At 71.2% G+C, this 19735-nt stretch carries 22 protein-coding genes; 15 read left to right on the forward strand and 7 right to left on the reverse strand.

Annotated elements, in window-relative coordinates; translation table 11 throughout:
• Nucleotides 1-71: 71 nt before the first annotated feature.
• Nucleotides 72-1982, reverse strand: a complete 1911-nt coding sequence (locus AB0K08_RS06055; protein WP_363352630.1) for a 3-oxoacyl-[acyl-carrier-protein] synthase III C-terminal domain-containing protein — start codon at nt 1980-1982, stop codon at nt 72-74.
• Nucleotides 1983-2337: 355 nt separating this feature from the next.
• Between AB0K08_RS06055 and AB0K08_RS06060 the strand changes: the two genes are divergently transcribed.
• Genes AB0K08_RS06060 through AB0K08_RS06075 form a run of 4 tightly spaced genes read left to right on the forward strand, consistent with a single transcriptional unit; the run spans nt 2338 to nt 6647 of the window.
• Complete coding sequence (locus AB0K08_RS06060; protein WP_363352631.1) at nt 2338-3363, forward strand: pseudouridine synthase; 1026 nt, start codon at nt 2338-2340, stop codon at nt 3361-3363.
• A gap of 5 nt (nt 3364-3368) precedes the next feature.
• Nucleotides 3369-3980, forward strand: a complete 612-nt coding sequence (locus tag AB0K08_RS06065) for a VTT domain-containing protein (protein ID WP_363353101.1) — start codon at nt 3369-3371, stop codon at nt 3978-3980.
• Between the two features lie 4 nt (nt 3981-3984).
• A complete protein-coding gene (locus tag AB0K08_RS06070) occupies nt 3985-5805 on the forward strand; it encodes a hypothetical protein (RefSeq protein ID WP_363352632.1) in 1821 nt (606 codons plus the stop codon).
• Nucleotides 5806-5837: 32 nt separating this feature from the next.
• A complete protein-coding gene (locus AB0K08_RS06075; protein ID WP_363352633.1) occupies nt 5838-6647 on the forward strand; it encodes an alpha/beta hydrolase in 810 nt (269 codons plus the stop codon).
• A 17-nt stretch (nt 6648-6664) separates the two neighbouring features.
• Here AB0K08_RS06075 and AB0K08_RS06080 read toward each other — a convergent pair whose 3' ends face one another.
• Nucleotides 6665-6973, reverse strand: coding sequence for a hypothetical protein (locus AB0K08_RS06080; RefSeq protein ID WP_363352634.1), 309 nt, complete (start codon nt 6971-6973; stop codon nt 6665-6667).
• Nucleotides 6974-7137: 164 nt separating this feature from the next.
• Between AB0K08_RS06080 and AB0K08_RS06085 the strand changes: the two genes are divergently transcribed.
• Entirely contained in the window at nt 7138-8364 is a 1227-nt protein-coding gene (locus tag AB0K08_RS06085) for an NADH:flavin oxidoreductase/NADH oxidase (RefSeq protein ID WP_363352635.1), read from the forward strand.
• A gap of 38 nt (nt 8365-8402) precedes the next feature.
• On the forward strand, nt 8403-9176 hold the full coding sequence (locus AB0K08_RS06090; protein ID WP_363352636.1) for a glutamine amidotransferase: 774 nt from the start codon (nt 8403-8405) through the stop codon (nt 9174-9176).
• Here the strand turns inward: AB0K08_RS06090 and AB0K08_RS06095 are convergent.
• Nucleotides 9071-9616 (reverse strand): hypothetical protein, encoded by a 546-nt coding sequence (locus tag AB0K08_RS06095; protein ID WP_363352637.1) that lies wholly within the window; start codon nt 9614-9616, stop codon nt 9071-9073. The two genes, AB0K08_RS06090 and AB0K08_RS06095, sit on opposite strands and share 106 nt — an antisense overlap.
• A 68-nt stretch (nt 9617-9684) precedes the next feature.
• Here AB0K08_RS06095 and AB0K08_RS06100 point away from each other — a divergent pair, with 68 nt between their 5' ends.
• The gene (locus AB0K08_RS06100) at nt 9685-10224 is read left to right on the forward strand and encodes an NUDIX hydrolase family protein (protein WP_363352638.1); all 540 of its coding nucleotides are present in this window, start codon (nt 9685-9687) and stop codon (nt 10222-10224) included.
• A 3-nt stretch (nt 10225-10227) separates the two neighbouring features.
• Nucleotides 10228-11154 (forward strand): DUF6707 family protein, encoded by a 927-nt coding sequence (locus tag AB0K08_RS06105; protein WP_363352639.1) that lies wholly within the window; start codon nt 10228-10230, stop codon nt 11152-11154.
• A gap of 45 nt (nt 11155-11199) precedes the next feature.
• On the opposite strand, the gene AB0K08_RS06110 is transcribed toward AB0K08_RS06105, so the two are convergent.
• Both AB0K08_RS06110 and AB0K08_RS06115 read right to left on the reverse strand, forming a co-directional pair.
• Nucleotides 11200-11703: a LapA family protein gene (locus AB0K08_RS06110; protein ID WP_363352640.1), complete on the reverse strand. Its 504-nt coding sequence runs from the start codon at nt 11701-11703 to the stop codon at nt 11200-11202.
• A gap of 43 nt (nt 11704-11746) precedes the next feature.
• Nucleotides 11747-12907: an FUSC family protein gene (locus AB0K08_RS06115; protein ID WP_363352641.1), complete on the reverse strand. Its 1161-nt coding sequence runs from the start codon at nt 12905-12907 to the stop codon at nt 11747-11749.
• 237 nt (nt 12908-13144) lie between these two features.
• Between AB0K08_RS06115 and AB0K08_RS06120 the strand changes: the two genes are divergently transcribed.
• Genes AB0K08_RS06120 through tgt form a run of 3 tightly spaced genes read left to right on the forward strand, consistent with a single transcriptional unit; the run spans nt 13145 to nt 15044 of the window.
• On the forward strand, nt 13145-13366 hold the full coding sequence (locus AB0K08_RS06120; protein ID WP_363352642.1) for a hypothetical protein: 222 nt from the start codon (nt 13145-13147) through the stop codon (nt 13364-13366).
• Nucleotides 13363-13656, forward strand: coding sequence for a type II toxin-antitoxin system RelE/ParE family toxin (locus AB0K08_RS06125; protein WP_363352643.1), 294 nt, complete (start codon nt 13363-13365; stop codon nt 13654-13656). The genes AB0K08_RS06120 and AB0K08_RS06125 overlap by 4 nt, the downstream gene beginning before the upstream one ends.
• Nucleotides 13657-13676: 20 nt before the next feature.
• On the forward strand, nt 13677-15044 hold the full coding sequence (gene tgt, locus AB0K08_RS06130) for a tRNA guanosine(34) transglycosylase Tgt (protein ID WP_363352644.1): 1368 nt from the start codon (nt 13677-13679) through the stop codon (nt 15042-15044).
• 30 nt (nt 15045-15074) lie between these two features.
• On the opposite strand, the gene AB0K08_RS06135 is transcribed toward tgt, so the two are convergent.
• Together AB0K08_RS06135 and AB0K08_RS06140 are read right to left on the reverse strand one after the other, a co-directional pair.
• Nucleotides 15075-16757 carry an AMP-binding protein gene (locus AB0K08_RS06135; protein WP_363352645.1) on the reverse strand — a complete coding sequence of 561 codons (1683 nt, stop codon included), beginning with the start codon at nt 16755-16757 and terminating at the stop codon, nt 15075-15077.
• 139 nt (nt 16758-16896) lie between these two features.
• Nucleotides 16897-17895 (reverse strand): SRPBCC domain-containing protein, encoded by a 999-nt coding sequence (locus AB0K08_RS06140; protein WP_363352646.1) that lies wholly within the window; start codon nt 17893-17895, stop codon nt 16897-16899.
• Between the two features lie 76 nt (nt 17896-17971).
• On the opposite strand from AB0K08_RS06140, the gene AB0K08_RS06145 reads away from it, so the two are divergent.
• The 4 genes from AB0K08_RS06145 (at nt 17972) to AB0K08_RS06160 (ending at nt 19675) form a co-directional block, all read left to right on the forward strand.
• On the forward strand, nt 17972-19072 hold the full coding sequence (locus AB0K08_RS06145; RefSeq protein WP_363352647.1) for an aldo/keto reductase: 1101 nt from the start codon (nt 17972-17974) through the stop codon (nt 19070-19072).
• A gap of 147 nt (nt 19073-19219) precedes the next feature.
• The gene (locus tag AB0K08_RS06150; RefSeq protein WP_363352648.1) at nt 19220-19402 is read left to right on the forward strand and encodes a hypothetical protein; all 183 of its coding nucleotides are present in this window, start codon (nt 19220-19222) and stop codon (nt 19400-19402) included.
• A gap of 6 nt (nt 19403-19408) precedes the next feature.
• The gene (locus AB0K08_RS06155) at nt 19409-19492 is read left to right on the forward strand and encodes an NINE protein (protein WP_363353103.1); all 84 of its coding nucleotides are present in this window, start codon (nt 19409-19411) and stop codon (nt 19490-19492) included.
• A gap of 3 nt (nt 19493-19495) precedes the next feature.
• Nucleotides 19496-19675 (forward strand): hypothetical protein, encoded by a 180-nt coding sequence (locus tag AB0K08_RS06160; RefSeq protein WP_363352649.1) that lies wholly within the window; start codon nt 19496-19498, stop codon nt 19673-19675.
• The last annotated feature ends 60 nt before the right edge of the window (nt 19676-19735 follow it).

The raw sequence follows: 19735 nt of genomic DNA on the forward strand, positions 1-19735 counted from the left end.
GAGGTCTGTCTCCGTACTCTGGGTCGGGCTGTGAAGTCTGGTGGGGGTGGTGGGCCTGGCCGGGTGCCGGCTCAGGCGAAGGCCGCGGCCATGTTGTCCACGGAGGTGGCTGCCGTGGGCCCGGCAGCGGGCCCGGTCGTGGCGTCCGGGCGCTCGGCGTGGGTGGCGTCCGCGCTGTCCGGGCGGGGGGCCATCACGGCCGGGTCGATCCGCATCACGGCGTAGCCGGCCACCGCCCCGGCGCCGAAGCCGGGGGCGAAGACGCGGGTCGGTCGGGTGATGAGTCCGTCCTGGACCGCATCGTGGATCGCCAGCGGGATGCTGGCGGAGGAGGTGTTGCCGACCCGGTCGATGTTGAAGTACAGCTGTTCCGGGGTCAGGCCCGCCTTGAGGGCCAGGTCCGTGACCATCGTCTTGTTGGCCTGGTGCGGCACGATCAGCTCGATGCTGTCCAGCAGGGTGGCCGCCACCCCGTCCGGGTCCGGCAGGTCCTTGAGGTCGTCCAGCATCTGGGCCAGGTAGCGGCCGGCCAGGTCCTTGACCTCCGGCCCGTAGACGGTGAGGTTGTTGTCGAACTCGGGGTTGGGCCAGATGATCGAGTTGACCTGGGAGGTGGGCCCGGAGGCGTAGGTGTCCATGAACTCGATGTCCGTGGTTCCGCCGGCCTCCGTGGGGCCGACGAGGATCGCGGCCCCGCCGTCACCGAAGATCATCCGCGAGGGCCGGACGTTGCCGATCTTGTCCGAGAACTTCTCCACGCAGACCACCAGCACCGGGCGCTCCACCTCCTGGAGCAGGCGGGTCGCCTCGGCCATGGCGTAGGGCATCCCTGCGCACGCGGCGATCAGGTCGAACGAGGCGTGTGACTGGTAGATGCCCAGCTCACCGGAGAGGTACGTGGCGATCGAGGGCATCAGCCGGTCGTTCGTGCAGGTGGCCACGATCACGGCTCCGACGTCGGCCGGCCCCACCCCGGCATGGTCCAGAGCCGAGCGGGCGGCCTTCAGGGCCAGGTCCTCGATCCGGGACATGCTGTACCGGCGCTGCTCGATCCCGGTCTTCTGCACGATCGAGGCGGCACTCATGGGCGACCAGTTGTACGCGGTGTTCCGGACCAGGTCGTCGTTGCTGCAGACCACCTCTCCGGGCTCCACGGACAGGGACAGAATCCGCGGCTGGACCGCCAGGGACCGGACGTCGAGGGGGCGGTAGGGGCGGGAGGGCTGGGTGGACTCGGCGGCCGGCACCGGGGGGACCGCCGGGCGGGTGCGGCCGGTGGCGACCCGGCGGAGGAAGCGCTGCACCTCGCGGTCGCGGGGCCGGAAGACCACGACGAAATCGTCATCGCGCAGCTGGGACACCGGGGCCAGCTCGGTCTTCGTGCGGTCCCAGGGGTACTGGTTGTGCAGCACCATGCCCCAGCGCCGCAGGGACTCGAGCTCCGCGACCTCCTCATGCGCGTCGAAGATGTCCGCTTCGCTGAAGACCGGGTAGTTCGGGTCGTATCCGGTGACGCGGGTCGTCAGGTGGGTGGGGTCCTCGAGGATCTCAGCCACGGTCGGCTTGATCGCGGAGAGCTCCGTGGCATGCGACCGCCGATGGGCGAAGACGTCGAAGACCAGCTCGAAGATGCTGTCCTCCACGGCGGCGTCCCACTGTGCCGGCAGGGCCGGGAAGGCCTCCCGCACGGCAGCCACCTTGCGGTCCCCGTCCTCCCAGGGCGTGAGCTGCGGCAGGTAGAGGTCCTCGCGGTGACGCGGCACGTCACTCCACCGCACCAGCACCTTGTCATACATGGTGATGGCGTACCGGTTGGTCCAGAACAGGTTCATGGCCAGGTCCCGCAGCAGGTCGGCCTTGGTGGCGTAGGAGCCCTGCTCGATCCGGGCCAGGATCTCCGTGCCGCTGGGCGACTTGTCCTCGAAGTCGCGCCGGATCACCGCCTCCAGGTCATCCAGGCTGTCCAGCGCGGAAAGGTCCAATTCGGGAATGAAATTAGAGGGGAAAATCAATCGTCCGTGGCTATTCAGCATGGCGGGCTGAGACATGTTGGGCTCCTGTGCATCGGTCCGGATGAGGCTGAGCCTAGGGTGCCCGGAGGGGAATTCCGATATATGACGAACCGCCGCTCGCCCCCGGATCACGGGGATCTGGCCCGTGACGTGGGCCGACAGGCGGTTACCGAAGGGTCATTCATGAAAAGGTAAACTCGTCACAAACAATGGACCAATTTTTCGTCTCAATAGATGCAGCAGAGTGATCTGAGACACACTACGCGCCGGTAGGGGCGTGGCGACAGTGCCCTCCACCCCTGACCCGGTCTGGAACACTGGTCCCGTGCCCCAGCTCCCGCCCCTGCCCGTCCGCGACGGCGTCAACGCGACCCGCCTCACGGTGCCGGCCTCCGGCTGGGACACCGTGCTCGACTATGTGCTGCACCGCTGGGGGCACGTGGACCCGGACGGCATTCTCCAACGCTTCCGCACCGGCGAGGTCCGCGCCGCCGACGGCTCGGTCGTCACCGAGACCACCCCCCTCGCCGCCCACGACTTCGTCTGGTACTACCGGTCCCTCCCGCATGAGGACCCGATCCCCTTCGAGGCCACGGTGCTGCACCAGGACGAGCACCTGCTCGCGGTGGACAAGCCGCACTTCCTGCCCACCACCCCGGGCGGCCGCTTCGTCCAGGAGTCCGCCCTCGTCCGGCTGCGAAACCAGCTCGGGCTGGACCACCTCGTCCCCATGCACCGCCTCGACCGGGCGACGGCAGGCGTCCTGCTGTTCTCCACGAACCCGGACACCCGCGGCCCCTACCAGGTGCTCTTCGAGCGGCGGCAGGTGTGGAAGGTGTACGAGGCCGTCTCCGCCCTGCCCCACCACCGGTCGGATGCCACGGAGCGCTTCCCGGTGACCTACCGCAACCGGATGGACAAGGTGAAGGGCGTGCTCACGGCCCGCCTCCTGGACTTCGGCCCACGGGAGTCGGGCCGCTCCCCCGGAGCGCCGTCACGTCCCGGCCGGAAGACGAACCGGCCCACCACCGGGGCCAACGCGGAGACCCGCATCGAGCTGATCGGCGCGGGAGTCTCCGCGGGCACCTGGGCCGGGGCCGACGTCGGGCACCTCCGCCTGTTCCCGCGCACGGGGCGCACCCATCAGCTGCGCGTGCACCTGGCTGCGCTGGGGCTGGGCATCCTCAACGACCCGTTCTACCCGGTGCTTCAGGACGTGGCCCCGGACGACTACGAGCGCCCGCTGCAGCTGCTGGCCCACACGATCGGCTTCACGGACCCCCTCACGGGGGCCGAGCGGTGCTTCTCCTCCCGTCTGCAGTTGCGCGAGCGGCCGGAGCCCGGCGCGTGAACGGGATGGGCGCGGGCGCCGGGCTCGACGCGGCCTGGGTGGAGTCCCTGGGCTGGTGGTTCCACCCGCTGACCGCGCTGCTGGTGGCCCTGGACGCGCCCATCCCGCCGGTGCCCAGCGAGCTGCTCGTCATCGGCTCCGGCGCCCTGGCCCAACTGGGCAGCGTGGGCCTGGTCCCCTCTCTGCTGGCCACCTGGCTGGGCTGCTGGGCCGGGGACGCGGGGCTCTACGCGCTGTTCCGGTACCGCCTGACCGGCCTGCTCGACCGGGCCTCCTGGGGACAGCGGATCCACCGCGGGATCCTGAAGCTGTTGGACAAGGCCGGCCCCGCCCCCGGCTACGCCTCGCTGTTCGTGTTGCGCTTCGTGTCGGGCGGCCGGACGGCGTCCATGGCGGCCGCCGGGATCGCCGGGATCCCCTGGCGCCCCTTCCTGGCCCTGTCAGGATCGGGTTCTGCCGTGTGGTCCGTGTACATGGTGGGACTGGGGTGGTTCACCGGCGGCGCGACAGGCCTGCCGTTCTGGGCCAGCGCCTTGGTGGGCATGGGATTGGGTACCCTTGCAGGGTTGATCATGGCGGCGGTGATCGCCGTCCGACGACGTTCCAGGGAGGGGTGAAACAGTGCTCGACGACGCGTCCTCATCCTCCTCTGCCGCGCTGGAACGCATGAAGGCCGCCGCCCAGAAGAGCCGGACCGCCGAGCAGCCGGCGCGCCCCGAACAGACCGAGCACGTTGAGGCTGATCGGGCCCAGCCGGCCGATCGGGCCCAGCCGGCCGATCGCGCCCAGCCGGCCGATCGCGCCGAGCAGCCGACCGTGTCCCCGCGCCTGCGCCACGCCAGCACCCACGAGACGCAGGGTCCCCTGGACTCCTTCAACGACTGGCTCGACGGCCTCGGCGAACCGGACTGGGACAAGGTCTCCCAGTCCATCTACGATTCCCCGGCCACCGTGAAGGCCGCCTACGAACGGCAGCGGGCCCACCGCGAGGCCGAACGGGAGCGCAAGGCCGAGGAGCGGCGCCTCGCCGAGGAACAGGCCGAACGGGACCGGATCGAGGCCGAGCGGCTGGCCGAGCTCGAACGGCAGCGCGCCGCCGAGCAGGCGGAACTGGACCGGATCGAGGCGGAGCGGATCGCCGCCGAGGAGGCCGAGATCGAGGCCCGGCACCGGGCCGAGGAACAGGCCCGGCTGGAGCACGAGCGACTGCTCGAACTCCAGCGCGCCGAGGAGGAGGCCCTCCGCCTGGAGATGGAGCGCCAGGAGTACGAGGAGTGGCTGGCCCGCCAGCGCGAACGCGAGACCTGGGCCCTGCAGACGGCGGCCCGGGAGTCGGACGGCACCGACTGGGTCCCGCCCGCGGACCGCAGGGCCCTGCTCGAGGAACGCGGGGAGAACCTCACGGATGCCGAGTTGCTGGACCGCGCCCGGGCCTCCCTGCCGGAGTGGCGCCACCGGGACCGCATCGTGGAGAAGGCCCAGGCCATCGAGGCCGCCACCGTCCGGCGCTCGCGCCCACCCGTGGCCACGCTGGACCCGGGTCCGGAGCCCGCCCCCGCCGGCTACATCCCGCCCTACAACCTGCCCTCCCTGGAGCCCGACCCGGCCCCGGGAGCCTCGGACCTGGTCCGCCGCCTGGCCGTGACCGCGGCCTACGCGGTGTTCGTGATCGGCGGCGTCTACGGCCTCGGCTTCCTGGGCGAGGACGCCACCGGACCCTGGCTGCAGGAACTGCACGAGGGCCGGTTCACCGGCGGGTTCTCCATGCTCTCCATGGCGCCCTGGCACCAGTTCGCCTGGCCCCTGCTCTGGGTGGCCCTGGGCGTCTACACGGTGCACCAGTGGCTGCCCTCCCAGGCCGCGGCGGACCGGCAACGGGCCACCGGCTGGCGGGTGGCGGCGGCCATGGTGGCCGCCGTGGTGTGGTTCGTCATCGCCCGGACGGGGGTGCTGCTCGGCGTGGAGCTGTTCGTCTGGCTGGCCCTGGGTTATCTGCTGGTGGACAGTGTCCACCAGCTGAACCTCTACACGGCCCGGAACCGCGCGGAGCGGGCCATCACGGACGGCATGATCGGGCTGTTCACGGGATGGGCGTTGATCTTCGCCGCCACCAACGCCTCGATCTGGCTGCAGTCCCTGGGCGTCAACCTGTTCTGGATCCCCGGCCCGGTCTGGGCCGTGCTGACCCTGGTGGTGGTGGTCTGGGGCGCGGCCTACCTGGCGATGACCGAACGGGGACGCATCAGCATCGCGGTCGGGTTGTCCTGGGGCCTGGCCGCCATCCTCGTGCCGCGCCTGGTGGGGTCCATGACCTCCGTGTGGGTGGCCATCGTGGCCGCCATGGGGCTGTTCATGGTGCTGCTGGCCACCGAGAACCGGCGCTACCGGATCAATCACGCCGAGCACCGGGCCGCGCTGGGCCACGAGGTCGACGAGTTCTAGTCCGGCGCCCGGCCACGGCCTACCGTGGTCTCATGCAGCGCCAGCAGGCCAGGGTGGAGGTCCGGCCCGGCCTCCACCTCGCCTTCGCGAGACAGGGTGACCCCTCCGGACCGGCGGTGGTGTTCTTCCCCGGGCCCATGGATTCCTGGCGTTCCTACGCCGTCGTCCTGGACCACCTCCCGCCCTCGGTCCACGCCGTGGCCGTCTCCGCCCGGGGCCACGGCGACTCGGACAAGCCGGAGACCGGGTACACGGTCCCGGACTATGCGTCCGACGTGGTCCCGTTCCTCACGGCCCTCGGACTGCGGCACGTGGTCCTGGCGGGGCACTCCGCCTCCTGCCTGGTGGTCCGCCGCGTCGCGGCCGAGAGCCCCGAACGGGTGTCCGGGCTCATCCTCGAGGCCTCCCCGCTGAGCCTGTACCGCGACCCGGAGATGGAGGACTTCGTGGCGACGGCCGTCCTGAACCTCACCGACCCCATCAGCCCCGGCTTCATCCGAACGTTCCTGTCCGGCGCGGCTCCCCGGAACCAGGAGCCCTCCGCCTTCGAGACCCACATGGAGCAGCTGGCGAAGGTCCCGGCCCGGGTGTGGCAGGGCACATTCGGCGGCCTCGTGGAGTATGACGAGGTGGACGTTCTCGGCCGGATCCAGGCGCCCACCCTGCTGCTGTGGGGCGATGCCGACCGGCGCGTGGGCCTGCTGGACCAGGAGGCGCTCACCGCGTCCATCCCGCACACCGAGCTGCGGGTCTACCCGGGGGTGGGCCACGTCCCCCGGATGGAGGACCCCGCGCGGTTCGCGGCCGACGTCGCCGGCTTCGTCACGGCCGTGGCCGCCTGACGTGCGGGCCGCGGGCCTCAGACCTCCGGCACCCAGCGTCCCCGGACCCGGCGCAGCACATCGAGGCGACCGGTCTGCGCGACCTGCCGGACGGCGTCGCGCATCTGCCCGGCGGCCGTGACCGCCGCCGCACGCTCCGCATCCCAGGAGGACTCGGGCACGGTGAAGCGCAGCACGATGCGGGGGATCCGCGCGACCACCTCCAGGTCCCTGGCCTCCACCCGGTAGATGGAGCCGAGCACGGCCTCCGCGGTCTCCATGACCTCCTCCGGGGCGTGGCCCGGCAGCAGGTCCCCGATGGGCAGACGGACGCGGAACGAGGGCATCGGCCCAGTCTAGTGAGTCCCCCCTGCGCTGGGTGGTCAGATCCCGTGCCGGTCCGCCGCCTGACCACCCACCGGAACTGTCCACCCACGGAAACTGACCACCCACGGAACCGGCAGGGACCGGGCGAGGAATAGGCCGGGGCGGCCGCAGGGTTATGCCGGGCATGAGTCTTCTCTTCGACCCCGTGACCGTCTCCGGCGCCACCCTGCGCAACCGCGTCATCCTGCCCCCGATGTGCCAGTACATGGTGACCGCCCAGGACGGCGTGCCCGGCCCCTGGCATCTGACGCACCTGGGCGCGCGCGCCGCCGGCGGCTTCGGGATGGTGGTGGCCGAGGCCAGCGCCGTCACCCCGGAGGGCCGCATCTCCGACCAGGACACGGGACTGTGGAACGACGCCCAGCGTGACGCCTGGGCCCCCATCGTCGAGTTCATCCGCTCCCAGGGGGCCGTGCCCGCCATCCAGCTCGCCCACGCGGGCTCCAAGGCCTCGACCTGGCCAGGCCACCCCGGCTACCCGGCGGACGGCATCCCGCTGGACGAGGGCGGTTGGGAGACGCGCTCCCCCTCCGGCGTGCCGGCCGTCAGCGCCGTGGGGCCCACCCGCCAGCTGAGCACCGCCGAGATCGAGGACACCGTCACGGCCTTCGCCGAGGCGGCCCGCCGGGCGGACGAGGCCGGCTTCGACGCCGTCCAGATCCACGGCGCCCACGGCTACCTCATCCACCAGTTCCTCTCCCCCGTCACCAACCGGCGCACGGATGCGTGGGGCGGCTCGTTCGAGAACCGCACCCGGTTCGTCCGCCGCGTCACCGAGGCCGTGCGGGCCGTCTGGCCCGCCGAGAAGGTCCTGGGCATCCGCCTCTCCGGCTCTGACTGGCTCGAGGGCAGCTGGGGTGAGCAGGACACCGTGGCCCTCGTGCGCGAGCTGGCCGGGCTCGGCCTGGACTGGGTGGACGTCTCCTCCGGCGGCATCGGCGACACCTACCGGGGGCCGAAGGGCCCCGCCTACCAGGTCCCGCTCGCAGAGGCGGTCCGCGCCGGGACCGCGGACCTCCCCCTGGCCCCCGGCCGGGGGACGCCGGACGGCCCAGGGCAGGAAGGGCACGACGGCGGCGCGCGCCGGCTGTTCGTCTCGGCCGTCGGCTCCATCACCGACCCCGTGCTGGCCGAGTCCGTGCTCACCGAGGGCCGCGCGGATGCGGTGGACATCGGCCGGGCAGCCCTGGTGCACCCGAACTGGCCCGTGGAGGCGGCCGAGTCCCTCGGGGATGGGCGGTACCGGGAGTTCACGGCCCCGGCCTACCACCGGGGCTCCTGGGGACGGACGTCCACGCCAGTGCGCCAGCAGGCTCCCGCCGAGCCCGTGGGTGCCGGCGCGGCAGGCTGATCGGTGGGGCCGGGCCGGTTCGGGCTAATCTGAGGCAGGTGCTGCCCTTCCTGCTGATCCAGACCCGCGCGGATGACGCCGTCGCCGCCGACGAGCTCCGCTCCACCACTGAGCTCGGCGGCTTCGGTGCCGGGGAGCTGACGACCCTGCGGCTGGACCGGGTCCTGGACGCCGGCCGGCCGGCGTCGGGCCCCGGGGTTGCGGCCCTGGACTGGGCCGCGGTCCTGGCCGGACACTCCGGGGTGATCGTGGGCGGCAGTCCGTTCAACTCCTCCGACCCGGACGAGCTCAAGTCCGGCCTGCAGGTGTCCGTCGAGGCCGAGCTGGGGCGGTTGCTGGACGTGGTGATGGACCGGGACGTGCCCTTCCTCGGCGCCTGCTACGGCGTCGGCACCCTCGGGGCGCATCAGGGCGCCCACGTGGACGCGACCTATGGGGAACCCGCGGGGGCCGTCACCCTGCACGTGACCGAGGCGGGCCGGCAGGACCCGCTGCTGGCCGGCGTCGAGCCCCGGTTCACCGCCTTTGTGGGGCACAAGGAGGCCATCCGCGCCCTGCCGGGGCACGCCGAGGTGCTGGTGGCGGGCGAGGCGTGCCCGGTGCAGATGTTCCGGATCGGCGCCCACCAGTACGCCACCCAGTTCCACCCCGAGCTGGACCTGGAGGGGCTGCTGTACCGGCTGGAGATCTACGCCGACCACGGCTACTACGACCCGGCCGAGGCCGAGGAGCTCTTCGCCCGGGTGCGCGCCGCCACCGTCACCGAGCCGCGCAAGGTGCTCGATAACTTCCGGCGGCGGTACGCCCGGTGACGGCGCCGGTGCTCCCGCCGGAGCTCCCGCCGGAGACGGACCGTGGCGGTGATGTGGCCGGTATCGGCGCCGGCGTCCTCCCAGTCGAGCAGCCAGCGCGGCTTCAGCCGCCGGGGCAACCAGAAGCTGGAGACGATGCCCACGATCGCCAGCACGGCGATGAGGCCGATCCAGGTCCAGGTGATCCACAGGGGTGAGTCGTCGCCGGTGCCGTAGAGCCCCATGACGAGCCAGGCATAGGCCCCGGTGACCAACGTTCCAGCACCGAAGAACGCCATCATGTACAGGCCCCAGTACCGGCCACTGGGGAGTCCTGGCGGTGAGACCATCAGCCACTGCAGCCAGCGTCCCCGGTAAGCGGCGGCGAAGGCGAGGAGGAACGCCGCGGCCACGGCAGTCAGGAACAGGAAGATGAGGGCACCGATCGCTCCGCTGGACATGGTCTCAGTCTGCCCCTGTCCGGACCGTCGGCGTGACCGGCGGTCCGGACTCGGGTAGAACTGAAGCCATGAGCGTACGCACCCCCGACCCGAATCCCGGGTGGCTGTCGGAAGAGGATCTCTACGAGGCCCGCCGCCGCCTGCCCATGGTCTATGTGGAGGCCCTGCCGGTGCGCCTGGACGCCCTCGGGTACGTCTCGGAGATCGGCCTGCTGTACCTGGCGGACGCCGAGGGGTACCTGCGCCGCACCCTGGTCTCCGGCCGGGTGATGTACCGCGAGACGGTCCGTGCCGCCCTGATGCGCCACCTGGAGAAGGACCTGGGCCCGCTCGCCCTGCCGCAGCTGCCGCCCTCCGTCATCCCGTTCACGGTGGCCGAGTACTTCCCGAGCCCCTCCGAGACGGGCCTGACGGACGACCGCCAGCACGCCGTGGCCCTGGCCTACCTGGTGCCGGTCACCGGTGAGTGCGAGCCCCGCGGCGACGCGCTGGAACTGTCCTGGCTGACGCCCGAGGAGGCGCTCAGCGACGAGGTCCAGTCCGAGTTCATCGGCGGGCGGGGGAACCTGGTCCGCCAGGCCCTGGCCCACGTGGGTTGGGGGCGCTGAACCATGGCCACGCCCCAGAACCCCCAGAACCCCGGGACGCACGACGTCGGAGGAGACTACCTGCGCTCGGTCAAGGCCCAGCAGGTCGGGCCGGGAGACCGCTTCCTGAAGCGTCAGGGCGATCCCTCGGCACCGGTGACGCAGGTGCGCACCTCCCGTGACGACTTCGGCACCCCCGCCCTCGTGGTGGCCACGCTGGCGGACGGCCGCGAGGTGCGGATCGCCTTCGGTTCCACCATCCGCGTGCGCACCCAACGGCCCGCCCCGGCGCTGGACGCCGGCACGGACCTGTACCCCGCGGAGGCGGGCTCGCCCGAGGCCACGGTGGTCCAGGTGGCCCAGCTGCACCCGGACAACCAGCACGTGCTGTCCGTGGCCTCCAAGCTCTCCCGCGGGATCAACCTGCGCTCCGGCTCGCAGCTCGAGGACATCGACACCCTGGCGCACCACCTGTTCATCGACCTGGACGACTCGGACGGCGCCCTGACGCTGACCACCCTGCTGACCCAGTTGCCCTATGACGGGGCCATGGGACGGTGGAAGTCGATCGAGTCCGCGCTGGCGCTGGCCGCCACCATCCACTTCTACCGGGGCGAGGAGGTCGAGGGCCGGGCCGCCGGGGCCCGGCTGGCCGAGCCGGACGAGGCCGAGGACGATCCGATCCGTGCCCAACGGACCGCCGAGATCCGTCAGCGCCAGATGAACGAGCCGAACCTCTACGACCGGGAGGTGCTGCGGGCCGAGACCGCCGGGGACCTGGCGGGCGAGCGCCAGTGGCGCGAGGCCCGGCTGGCCACGCTGATGTACCTGCGGGCCCGCGGCGGCTCGGAGACCTTCGGCGAGGAGGAACTCGACCGGCGCGTGCGCCGCGAGGTGGCGGACCTGCGGGCCCTGGCGGACCGGATCGCGGTGACCGACGGGAACGACTGAGCTGCGGCCTCGCCGGTCAACGGGGGCCGGCGGAGCCGGGGCGATCTAGCGGAGCCGGTCCTTGATGGCCTCGCGCTCCTTCTCCAGCTTGCGGAGCCGGCGACCGAGCTTGATGAGCCGCACTGAGCCGAAGAGCCCCATGACCAGCACGCCGGCGATCGCCGCGAACAGCATGGCGATCCCCAGGGGCAGGGTGAAGCTCCAGCCGAAGTAGGCGAACTGCGCCTCCACGTTGTTCTGGAGGATGAAGATCAGCAGCAGCACGAGCACCACGGCGCCGAGGATCAGGGCGATCCAGGTCCCGCCGCTGACTCCCGTGCGGGTGGGACGGTCCAGCGAGGGATCGGTGACCGGGCGGGGCGTGGTGGCGCCGTCCACTTCCCGTTTCCGACCGTGGGCGGATTCCGGAGCGTCCACGGGGCCGGCCTCGGTCTCGTAGTCCAGCTCCATCTCACCCCGGGACACTGGGTCCACGGCGCCCGGGCCGGAGCCCGGCTGCTCGCCTGGAGAGGATTCGGTTCTACGGTCCATGTCAGGTCTCGCTCTCATCACCGGTTGGTACAGGCCAAGCTACTGACGTTCACCGTCCCGCTCAACTCTGGCGGTGCCCCTCGGCCGGAGCGATCCTCGACGGGCTGGCTGAGTGCAGCACCCATTTACGCCAGGCCCACGGGGTCAGCACGCAGGCCATGCCCACCACGGCCCCGATCACCGTCTCGATGAACCGGTCATAGACCAGGCCCGAGGTGTCCACCGCGGCCGTGGAGGCGCTCATCGCCAGCACGGTGGACAGCAGCGCCAGCGGGGTGACGGCGATCTGCGCCAGGACGTACTGCCGGGCGATGAACAGCTCCGCGGTGCACTGCAGCCCCGCGATGATGAGCACGATCACCCACAGCGGCGGGTGGATCCACAGCACCGCGGCCAGCACCAGTAGCCCGAGGAAGGTGCCGATGATCCGCTGGATGCCCCGGTTGACGCGGTATCGGGTGGAGTGGCCCACGAGCGGGACCACGGCGGCCACCATGGCCCAGTAGTTGTGCTGGATCCCCAGTACCGGCCCCAGGGCGGTGGCCAGCGAGCCGGAGACGCCGGCCGCCACCACGTACCAGGCCGCCTCGGACCAGACCAGACGGTGGCGTGGTCCGGTCAGGGGCTGGCCCTCCGGCCGCTGGATCCGGTGCCGGTTGCGGGGCAGCACCCGGGAGGAGATCCCGACCACCAGCGCAAACACGATGGTCGCCGCCGCCGTCAGCATCGCCTCGCCCAGGGGCGGCTGGTAGGGCACGGACGAGACGGCCGCGAAGGCGAAGATGTGGAAGAGGGAGCCGGAGGGGCGCAGGTTCCAGTAGGCGGACACCACGGCGCAGAGCCCGGCCACCACGGTGGTCAGTCCCACCAGCGCCCACGGGTCCTCCGTCCCGGACATGCCGTTGCGCCCTGCCAGGGTGGCCAGCAGCAGCACCACGAACATCAGGGCACCGGCCCGGGCCTGCATCTGGAGCCGCGGGCCGTGCTGGAGGTTGCGGCCGTAGATCGCCGTGAAGGCCCCGAAGGAGGCGAAGATCGCCAGGTCGATCCGGCCGATCAGCAGCAGGGTCAGCAGCGGCACCAGCACGGTGATGCCGCACCGGATGGCCACCTCATGATCCCGGTGGGCCGGCGCCATGGTGAACAGCGCGGGGATCGGGTTGAGGTCCGCGAGCCGGGTCCTCTTCTGCTGCCCTGCCTCATCCATGCTCAACCCCACCATCCCCCTCCTATGCCTCTGGCTAAACCTGTCCCCCTTGTTACCTACCATTGAAAGTGTGGTGGTCACCGGTCGATCCCGGCCAGTCGTGACCAAACAGACCATCACCTGTGACGTACGCGAAGAAGTGGAATGGTGCAGCAGCGGGCCGCCACGGCTACACCTGGGTGGGCCCCGGGATCCCCGCGTTCCTGTGGACAACTCGACGCTGACGGTGGACTCCACGGGTACCATAGGAACATGGTCGACCGCACGCTCTTGGCTCAGGTACTGCGACTGGATGAATCTGCCCGTCGCGAGTTGAGGGCCGTCATCGACGACTCGCTCGATGACGGTTTCGTGCATCCAGACGACGCTGCGGTGATCGATCAGCGCATCGCCGAGGCGGATGCGGCCCCGGAGGACAACGTCACGCTGGACGATGACGAGCATGAGGTTCGCTCTCACCGTCATGTCGCGTGACGTACGCCGTCCACCTCACTCCATCGGCTCGGCGAGATCGAGACCATATTCTCGCGTGGTATGACACCGAGGCGCCCCACCAGACCGGGCGTTTTATCGACGAGTTCTACGCGCTCGCCCGAAGGCTCAGCGAGTTCCCCCAGTCGACACCCGTTGTCTACCGGGGTACCCGTCGTGCAAGCCTGAAGGTCTTCCCCTATCAGATTTGGTACCGCATCCACGAGAACACGAGACTGGTGGAGATCATCGCCGTGCTGCACCACCGTCAGAACCCATCCCGGGCACACTGACGGACCCGAAGAAAGTGACCATGACCCGAGATACGCCCGCAGTTCTGCCTGCCCAGAACACGTCGTCTGGTGGTGCCGGCCCGGCACCTGCCGCCGCCTCCCCGCGGGACTTCACCTTCGCCGTCGGGCACCGCCTGACCGGACCGGACGGGGAGCCGCGCCACGGGCGGACGGGGACCATCACCACCCCGCACGGGACCATCCAGACCCCCGCCTTCATCCCGGTGGCCACGCAGGCCTCCGTCAAGGCGGTGCTGCCGGAGGCGATGGCCGCGCTGGGGGGCCAGGCGCTGCTGGCCAACGCCTATCACCTGTATCTGCAGCCGGGCGCGGGCCTGCTGGACGAGGCGGGCGGGCTGGGGAGGTTCATGAACTGGCCGGGGCCCACCTTCACCGATTCGGGCGGCTTCCAGGTGATGAGCCTGGGCTCGGGGTTCAAGAAGGTCATCGACATGAACGGGCCCACGGCGCCGTCCGGCCAGGGCGCCGATGACGCGGTGGCCCCCGGCAAGGAGCGCCTGGCCAATGTGGACGAGGACGGTGTCTGGTTCAAGTCCCACCTCAACGGGGACAGGCACCGCTTCACGCCCGAGGTCTCGGTGGGCATCCAGCACCAGCTCGGCGCGGACATCATGTTCGCCTTCGACGAGCTGACCACCCTGCACAACTCGCGCGGCTACCAGGAGGAGGCCCTCGAGCGAACCCGCCGCTGGGCCCAGCGCTGCCTGGACGAGCACGCGCGCCTGACCTCCGAGCGCGCGGGCAAGCCCTACCAGGCCCTGTTCGGCGTCATCCAGGGGGCCCAGTTCGAGGACCTGCGGCGCAAGGCCTGCGGGGATCTGGCGGGCATGCGATCGGATTTCCCCGACGGCGGCGGGTCCGGTACCGCGCTGGAGCACGGCTTCGACGGCTACGGGATCGGCGGGGCGCTGGAGAAGGAGAACCTGGGCACGATCGTCGGGTGGTGTGCTGAAGAGCTGCCGGAGGACCGGCCGCGGCACCTGCTGGGCATCTCCGAGCCGGACGACCTGTTCACCTCGGTGGAGAACGGGGCGGACACCTTCGACTGCGTCTCCCCCACGCGGGTGGCCCGCACCGGCGCGTTCTACACGGCGGACGGCCGGTTCAACCTGCCCGGGGCGCGGTACAAGCGTGACTTCGGTGCCCTGGAGGACGGCTGCGACTGCTACACCTGCGCGCACTACACGCGGGCCTACATCCACCACCTCATCAAGGCCAAGGAGATGGTGGCGCACACGCTGATGTCCATCCACAACGAACGGTTCACGGTGCGCCTGGTGGACCGGATCCGGGCGTCCATCGTCGACGGCACGTTCTACGAGCTCAAGGACGAGGTGCTGGGCCGCTACTACGCCCCCCGAGACTGACCGGATTGACCGGACGGGCCGGGCGGACGCTCAGCCGTCCTTCCCCTGCAGGGTCCGCAGGGCGTTCTTGCGGATCTTGCCGGTGGCGGTGCGGGGCAGCTCGTCCACGAACTCGATCCTGTCGGGCACCTTGAACCCGGCCAGGTTCTCCTTGCACAGTGCGCGCAGCTCCTCGGCGGTCACCCGGCCGGAGGCGCCGGCCCCGTCTTCAGCACCGTCTTCGGCACCGTCTTCGGCACCGGTCTCGACGACCACGTAGGCGATGGGCCGCTCGCCCCACTTGTCGTCCTGGACACCGATCACGGCGGCGTCGGCGACCCGGGGGTGGCCGTGCAGCACGCCCTCGACCTCGATCGAGGAGATGTTCTCACCGCCGGAGATGATGATGTCCTTGAGGCGGTCGCGCAGCTGGATGTAGCCGTCCGGGTGCTTCACCCCGAGGTCGCCGGTGTGGTACCAACCGCCGCGGAAGGCCTCCTCGGTGGCCTCGGGGTTCTTGAAGTACTCCGCCATGACGCCGTTGCCCCGCAGCACCACCTCCCCCATCGTCTCCCCGTCGGCCGGCAGGATGTTCAGCTCCGCGTCCATGATCTCCACCCCGGCCGCGTGGACCATCGGCACGCCCTGCCGGGCCATCAGCCGGGCCCGTTCTCCGCGGGACAGCTCCTTCCACGCCTCCTGTGGCTCGCAGATGGTGAACGGCCCGTAGCACTCGGTCAGGCCGTAGACGTGCACCGGGGTGATGTTCAGGGACTCGAGGCCTTCGATGACCGAGGGCGGCGGGGCGGCCCCGGCCGTGGTCATCCGCACCTCCCGATCCAGCTCGTGCGCCCGTTCGGCCTCCACGAGCATGGAGCAGATGATCGGGGCGCCGGACAGGTGCGTGATCCCCTCGTGGTCCATCGCCTCCCACAGCGCGTCCTGGCGCACGGCCCGCAGGCACACGTGCGCGCCGGCCGCCGCGGTCACGGCCCAGGGCATGCACCAGCCGTTGCAGTGGAACATCGGCAGCGTCCACAGGTACCGGGTGGAGCCGGTGTAGCCGTTGTGGAACACCTCCCCCTGCGCGGCCAGATAGGCGCCGCGATGCGTGTAGATGACGCCCTTGGGCGCCCCGGTGGTCCCGGACGTGTAGTTCAAGGTGATCGGCGCCTGCTCGTCCTCGACCCGCCACGGCAGGTCCGGGCCCTCCGGCGCCCGGGCCAGGAAGTCCTCGTAGGTCGTCTCGCCGGTCTCGGGGGCGGTGTGGCCGGCCTCGGCGTCGACGATCTCCACCACGACCGGCGGGTTCTCCAGCCCGGCGGCGATGCTCCGCACGGTGTCCGCCACGTCCCCGTCGGCGAACACCACGGCGGCCTCCGAGTGGCCCAGGATGTACTCCACCTCGCGTGAGGTCAGGCGCGGGTTGAGGGCGCTGAGCCTGCCGCCGGCCAGCGGCACCGCGAAGTGCGCCATCAGCATCTCGGGGATGTTCGGGGCGATCACGGTGACGGTCTGCCCCGGGGTGATGCGTGCGGCGAGCGCCTTGGCCAGCTGCTGGACCTCCTGGGCGAACTCACGGTAGGTGGACCGGCGGTGGCCGTAGACCACGGCCTCCCGCTCGGGGAACACCGCGGCCGAGCGGCCCAGGAACCCCAGGGGGCTGAGCTGCTCCGAGTTCGCGGCGGATGAGGCGGCGGAGGGGGTGGTGGAGGCGATGGAGGCGGTGGTCATGAGGGCTCCTGATCTCGGCGGTCGTCCTGAGGCGGGCGGCCGGTCCCGGCCGCCCGAGGGTGACCCGCAACACCCTAATCCCGCAACCCAGTTCCAAGAAACCCGGTACTCAGTTCCACGCCCTTGCCTCGAGGACGGATCAGTGGGAGGGCTCGAGCAGCCGGTCCAGCACCGCCGACCACCGGGCGCGGGTCCGCCGGGCCGCCTCCTGGCAGGCCTCGGCGCCCCAGTCCGCGGGCAGGTTCAGGTAGCCGCGCACCACGGACATCCGGGCCTGCCCGAACTGCATGGTGCCGAACTCGTAGAAGCCCGGGGCCGGCAGGTCGTGCGCCGAGGCGCCGTCCGCGCCGGACACGCGCAGCACCACGGACTCCTGGCCCGTGGGTCCCCCGCCCCCAGGCCCGCCGGTCACCTCGATCACGGTGCCGGTCACCTCGGCCGGCCCGCCCTCGGCCTCCCCGCGGGCGGTGGCCTGTTGCCCGACGACGGCCCCGTCCAGTCCCAGCGCCGGGACCAGCCGGCGCCCCGCCGGGACGTCGCGCATCAGGAGCGCCTGGACGGTCTGCCGACCGGCGAAATGGGTGTGATATCCGGCCAGCAGCCGCAGCGCCGAGGTCCAACCGGGGATCGTTCCCTCGATGTCCCGCCCCCAGCGCTCCCCCTCGGTCTCCACCCCGCTGGCGAGCCGGACGCGGGTGCGGCCCGGGCCGTCGTCGTGCCCCGGGTCTGTGGGCCGGCCGAAGCCAGGGCCGGGGCCGGAGGCCGGATCGGTGGGGAAGAGTCGGTGCACGGTGATCTCCGTGACCCAGTCCGGGACCGTGGTGCCGTCCCCCATCCAGTCCGGTTCGGTGTAGGCGTAGCGGTGGGGCGGCTCCCAGACGGTGATGGTCCCGGTGGAGTCCCCGAAGTCGCCGTGGTGGGTGACGAGCCGGCCGCCGACCCGGCCCTCGAGCTCGGCCTCCACAAACCAACGGCGGTAGCCGGGCCCGGTGGCCACTGACTCCCAGACGTCCTCGACGGCCGCCGGTATGTCCACCTCGACCACCGCGAAGCAGCCACCGGCGGGACGGATGAGCCGGGCCGTGGGCTCGTGGTCGGCGGGGTGCGGGCCGGCGAAGCTGGGGGATGCAGCGCTCATGGGGCCAGCCTGACATACCCGGCGTAGGGTCTGAACGGTAGGCCGCCCGTTTTCCCACGACCGTCCGAGGAGCAGCATGACCGCCCAGGAGCCCCGCCCCGCCGCCGAGATCCGCCCCGGCTCCACGCCCGAGCACCACGCCCCCTACGCGGCGGCTGCGGACCGCTACGAGTCCACCGTCTACCGCCGGGTGGGCGCCACCGGACTCGCGCTGCCGCCCATCAGCCTGGGCCTGTGGTGGAACTTCGGGGACAACCGCCCCTTCGACACGCAGCGGCAGATCCTGCGGCACGCCTTCGACCGCGGCGTCACCCACTTCGACCTGGCCAACAACTACGGCCCGCCCGCCGGCTCCGCCGAGGAGAACTTCGGCCGGGTGCTGGCCAAGGACCTGGGCCGGTACCGGGACGAGCTGGTCATCTCCTCCAAGGCCGGCTGGGACATGTGGCCGGGGCCGTACGGCAACCTCGGGTCCCGCAAGTACATCCTGGCCTCCGCCGAGGCGTCCCTGCGGCGGATGGGCCTGGACTACGTGGATGTGTTCTACTCGCACCGCGCGGACGCGGACACCCCGCTCGAGGAGACCGTCGGCGCCCTGCACACCCTGGTGGTCCAGGGCAAGGCCCTCTACGTGGGACTGTCGTCCTACTCCCCCGAGCGGACCGTCGAGGCGCAGCGGATCGCCCGGGAGCTGGGCACCCCGCTGGTCATCCACCAGCCCGCCTACTCCCTGTTGAACCGCTGGGTGGAGGACGGGCTGTTGCAGACCCTGGCGGAGCAGGGCATGGGGTCCATCGCCTTCACCCCGCTGGCCCAGGGCCTGCTGACGGACAAGTACCTGCACGACGACGGTGCCGCCCCCTCCGGCGGCCGCACCTCCCTGAGTGGTCACCTCACGCCTGAGAACCTGGACAAGGCCCGGGCCCTGAACGCGGTGGCCGGCGAGCGCGGCCAGTCCCTGGCGCAGCTGGCCATCTCGTGGCTGCTGCGGCCCGGCGGGGTGACCTCGGTGCTGCTGGGCGCCTCCTCCACGGCACAGCTGGACGAGAACCTCGGCGCCCTGGGCGGCGCGCCCTTCAGCGACGAGGAGCTGGCCCGGATCGATGCGATCACCGGCAAGGAGCCCGGAGAGGTGTCCTCGATCGACATCTGGAACGTCTCCGCCCGGATCGACTGAGGTTCACCGCAGGTTCCGGCCCACCCCTCCGGGCGCAGTGACCTCACCCCCACCGTAGTGACGTGGTTTGGTCACTCAGTGCCCGGTGGCGTGAGTTCTCGAACTGTCTGGCCGCACTCATCCTGCCCGGCCACAAGGACTATCCCTGTGGCTGGGCAGGATCGGTATGACCGGAATGACGGCGATCGGATCCTCGCGGCCGGCTACCACCCGGTACGGCCGTATGCGCCTCAGCCCGGTTACCTCTACCGCGGCCACCCCGGTCAGCCTGGCCCGCGCGCGATCGAACCACAGAAGTCCTTCATGGCCATGTGGCTCATCTCCGTCTAGTTCGGGATCTTCGGCGCGGATCGGTTCTACCGGGGGCAGAACGGGCTGGGGCTGGTCAAGCTCTTCACGTTCGGTGGCTTCTTCATCTGATACATGGTCGACGTCATCCTGGTGGTGACCGGTTCCATGCATGACCGAGGGGGCCGCCCATTGGCTGGACAGCAGAAGCACCAGACCACGGCATGGATCTCCACGTTGGTGCTGTGGGGGATCGTCTCCGTCGGGAGCATCGTGACCGGCAGACCCGGCAGCCGAGTGACCGCCGCGGCCTGACACCGACCCCGCCCGTCCTAGGCACAGAGTGACCAGACCACGTCACAACGGTGGGGGTGC

Source organism: Citricoccus sp. NPDC055426 (assembly GCF_040677445.1).
GTDB lineage: Bacteria > Actinomycetota > Actinomycetes > Actinomycetales > Micrococcaceae > Citricoccus.

What these genes read in the sequence shown, in the direction of transcription:
- AB0K08_RS06065 (WP_363353101.1), top strand. Translation starts at nt 3,369, where the DNA reads ATGGGCGCGGGCGCCGGGCTCGACGCGGCCTGGGTGGAGTCCCTGGGC.
- AB0K08_RS06075 (WP_363352633.1), top strand. Translation starts at nt 5,838, where the DNA reads ATGCAGCGCCAGCAGGCCAGGGTGGAGGTCCGGCCCGGCCTCCACCTC.
- AB0K08_RS06080 (WP_363352634.1), bottom strand. Translation starts at nt 6,973, where the DNA reads ATGCCCTCGTTCCGCGTCCGTCTGCCCATCGGGGACCTGCTGCCGGGC.
- AB0K08_RS06085 (WP_363352635.1), top strand. Translation starts at nt 7,138, where the DNA reads ATGAGTCTTCTCTTCGACCCCGTGACCGTCTCCGGCGCCACCCTGCGC.
- AB0K08_RS06095 (WP_363352637.1), bottom strand. Translation starts at nt 9,616, where the DNA reads ATGTCCAGCGGAGCGATCGGTGCCCTCATCTTCCTGTTCCTGACTGCC.
- AB0K08_RS06100 (WP_363352638.1), top strand. Translation starts at nt 9,685, where the DNA reads ATGAGCGTACGCACCCCCGACCCGAATCCCGGGTGGCTGTCGGAAGAG.
- AB0K08_RS06105 (WP_363352639.1), top strand. Translation starts at nt 10,228, where the DNA reads ATGGCCACGCCCCAGAACCCCCAGAACCCCGGGACGCACGACGTCGGA.
- AB0K08_RS06110 (WP_363352640.1), bottom strand. Translation starts at nt 11,703, where the DNA reads ATGAGAGCGAGACCTGACATGGACCGTAGAACCGAATCCTCTCCAGGC.
- AB0K08_RS06115 (WP_363352641.1), bottom strand. Translation starts at nt 12,907, where the DNA reads ATGGTGGGGTTGAGCATGGATGAGGCAGGGCAGCAGAAGAGGACCCGG.
- AB0K08_RS06120 (WP_363352642.1), top strand. Translation starts at nt 13,145, where the DNA reads ATGGTCGACCGCACGCTCTTGGCTCAGGTACTGCGACTGGATGAATCT.
- tgt (WP_363352644.1), top strand. Translation starts at nt 13,677, where the DNA reads ATGACCCGAGATACGCCCGCAGTTCTGCCTGCCCAGAACACGTCGTCT.
- AB0K08_RS06135 (WP_363352645.1), bottom strand. Translation starts at nt 16,757, where the DNA reads ATGACCACCGCCTCCATCGCCTCCACCACCCCCTCCGCCGCCTCATCC.
- AB0K08_RS06140 (WP_363352646.1), bottom strand. Translation starts at nt 17,895, where the DNA reads ATGAGCGCTGCATCCCCCAGCTTCGCCGGCCCGCACCCCGCCGACCAC.
- AB0K08_RS06145 (WP_363352647.1), top strand. Translation starts at nt 17,972, where the DNA reads ATGACCGCCCAGGAGCCCCGCCCCGCCGCCGAGATCCGCCCCGGCTCC.
- AB0K08_RS06160 (WP_363352649.1), top strand. Translation starts at nt 19,496, where the DNA reads ATGGTCGACGTCATCCTGGTGGTGACCGGTTCCATGCATGACCGAGGG.